We start from the raw sequence: 3020 nt of genomic DNA on the forward strand, positions 1-3020 counted from the left end.
GCGCCGTCCCCGCCCGCCGGCGGCGGCGTCGGCGGCGGCTCGTCGCCGCCTTCGACGGGCCCGGACGGGACGCTCGGCGAGGCCGCGAAACCGGCCGGGCCACCGGCGCCCTGCTTCCCGCCAGCGGCGTCGGAGGCGCCGGGGGCGCCCGCCAGCGCGCTGACGTCGAGGGTGGCGGTCACGGGCCCGGCGACGTCGACGACGACGGTCCCGTGGCCCAGCCGGGCCGCCTCGGCGCAGGCGTCCGCCGCCGGCACGGGCACCGGGCGCGCGGCCGACCGCCAGGCGGACAGCGCCGCCACGCTGCTGAAGACCGGCAACGCCGTCGCGCCCGACGGCATCCGCAGGGTCGCGAGCACCATCTCCGATGCCTTCTCGGAGAAATGGGGCCCGTGCCTGGGGGGCCCGGCATGGCCCCCGGCGTCCTGGCGCCCAGGGTCAGGCTCCGTGGTCGCCACGGCGGCCACCTCGTCGGCAGGCTCCAGCAGCCGGGACTCGACGCCGACGAAGACCCGGGCGCCGGTCAGCGCCGCGGCCACGGCACCCGCGTCTCCGGACTCCAGGGCCGCCCGCAGCCGCGGGTCCGCCTCGCCGCCGTCGCCCTGCCCCGGCGGGGTCAACAGGTCCACTGCCACCGGCCAACCCTACGGGGCCCCTGCCGGGCCGGGCACGTCCATCGGGCACCGCCACCAGGCCCCTCGCCCCTGGGCTGGCCGGCCAGCCCAGGGGCCGCCTTGGGTGACGGGCCGGCCTGGCGGTGACGAGTCGAGGCGCGGGGGATGCCGGCTATCCGTGTGGGCCGACGGCCGGGACGCCTTGGCCCGACCGGAGGGCGCGGGAACGTGGGACGGTGGAGTCCTCGCCCGGGTCTCCGGACCCGCGGCGGCCCGCCACCGCGGGTCGGCGCGGCGCGACGGCGCCGCGCTCCTCCCAGGGAACCTCGCGGCCGCCCTCCCAGCCGACTTCCCGGGCCGCCTGGGCGGATCCGGGCGTGGCCCCGGGCGCCAGTGGAGCTTCGTCGACCACGGCCGCGAGCGCCTCGAACGCGACCTGGGTGCGCGGGCGCAGCCGGTCCCACCGCATCGGCGCGCCGTCGGCGAGCGACGGGTCGAACGGGATGGTCAGCACGGCGTGCACCGGCTCGGCCAGCTCTGGCTGCTCCGGCGGCGCCGGCCGGCGCAGGCCGCGGCCAGGCGGCGGGGCCGTCTCGACGTACACGGCGACCGCCCCGACCGGCAGGTCGGCCCTGGCCGCCGCCAGAGCGGTCAGCGCGTCCTGGGCACAGCCCGCCTCCGTGAAACCGGCCTTGGCGGTGAGCACCACGGTGTCCGCGCGGGCCAGGAGAACCGCCGGCACCGGCTGCGTCCAGCCGGGCGGCCCATCGACGACGACGGCCGGGAAGAGCCGCTCGAGCAGGTCGACGGCCCAGGCGGCCTCCGCGGGGGTCAACCCGGGTCCAGTCAGGTTACGCAGCCCTGGCAGCACCTCCAGCCCGGACGGCCGTACAGTGCCCAGGAAGCGGCGCGCCTCGGCCAGCGAGGCGACCGGCGGGTCCGCGAGCGCGAGCTCGCGCAGGCCCACCCCGCGCCCCGGCACACCGGCCCGGTCGGCCAACGGGCCGCCCTGGTCGGGGCAGGCATCGACCGCGACGACCCGGCCACCCCGGCGGGCGGCGAGCGCGATCCCCAGCCCCGTGGCCACAGTGGTACGCCCGCTGCCGCCGCCGAACCCGCCGACGAGCACCCGCCGACCGCCCAGCCGAGTGGCCGGCACCGGTGCGAGAACCCCGCGCCCGGCCAGCTCCATCCCCCGCCACCATGCCGCCGCGAACGCCTCCGGAGACGCGAGCGAAGCGGGCGACCGCGGCTCCCGCGCCCGGGCCGTGACGAACGGGCCGGGCCCACCGAACCCGTCGTCCTCGAAGACCTGGTAGGCGGCCGGCACCGGCGGCGCGGGCACCGGCCGGGGCGCGGGCGGCGGGGTGTACACCACCGGCACTGGCGGGCTCGTGGGGCCGGCGGCCTCGCCCGGCGGCGGGAACGGCGGCCGGGGCGGCGCCTCGCCATAGCCGAACCAGGCCCGCGCCGAGGCGGCACCGGCCTCGGCCTCCGTCGCGGCAGTGGGGAGGGCCCACTCATCGGTGGTGTCGACGCCGTACGTGCCATGCGTGCCAGCGACGGCTCCGGCACCGTCTCCGACGGCGGGCACGTCGACGCCGGCGGGTTCGAGCCAGCCGGCGTACCCCGCCTGGTCGCGGACCTCCCAGCCGGCCTCCTCACGGATCGCCGGCCTCCCGGCGGGCCCCCCAGCAGACCTCCCGGATTGCCGACCTCCCAGATCACGACCTCCCGGATCGCTGACCTCCCGGATCGGCTCCCAGACCTCCCCGATCGGCTTCGCCAATCGGGCAGGGACCCCGGATCCGGCAGGGACCCCGGATCCGGCGGGAATCCCAGGGCCCAGCGGGCCGACGGCCTCCGCGGGTTCCTCGCAGCCCGCCGGCTCACCTGCGCGCGGCCGATCGGCCACGCCAGAGGGGCGAGCGGCGTCCGGCGGGTCCGTGACGCCCGCGAGGGCGGCGGGCGGGCGGGCGAGGCCGGACTGCCCGGTTTCGCCGGGCGGTCCACCAGCGCTGAGCCACTCGGCGACACCGAGCGGGTCGGCGGCGCTGGGCAGCCCGGCATCGGGCAGTTCGGCGGCATCGGGCAGTGCCGCGGCGCTGGACAGTTCCGCGACGCTGCCTGGCTCGGCGGTACCGGGGGCGTCCATGGCCGCCGTGGGTGTGTTGGAAGGGTCGGCGCCGCTCGGCGGCGCGGCCAGGGCCGCGGCCTCGCGAGCGCCCGCCGCGTCCCCATCGCCGCCGAACGTGACCGGGCTCGCCGCCGACGACGAGGGCGACTCGGGCGTCTCGGCCGGCAAGGACGACGGCGCCGGGTCCCACCACGGGCCTCGGGGCGCGGCGACGGGAGCTGGGATCAGGCCGACGTCGGGCACCCAGCCTGCGCCCGGCGAGTCCCCGG

2 protein-coding genes are annotated in these 3020 nt (G+C 79.4%); both read right to left on the minus strand.

The features are described 5' to 3' along the window. Window positions 1-635, minus strand: a 635-nt coding sequence (locus BCD48_RS03675) for an SseB family protein (protein WP_131803755.1), incomplete at its 3' end; no start/stop codon positions are given. A gap of 151 nt (window positions 636-786) precedes the next feature. Further along, the coding region (locus BCD48_RS51930; RefSeq protein ID WP_206745002.1) for a hypothetical protein at window positions 787-3020 on the minus strand (2234 nt) is incomplete at its 5' end.

The sequence above is a fragment of the Pseudofrankia coriaricola genome (assembly GCF_001854805.1).
In the GTDB taxonomy this organism is placed as follows: domain Bacteria; phylum Actinomycetota; class Actinomycetes; order Frankiales; family Frankiaceae; genus Pseudofrankia.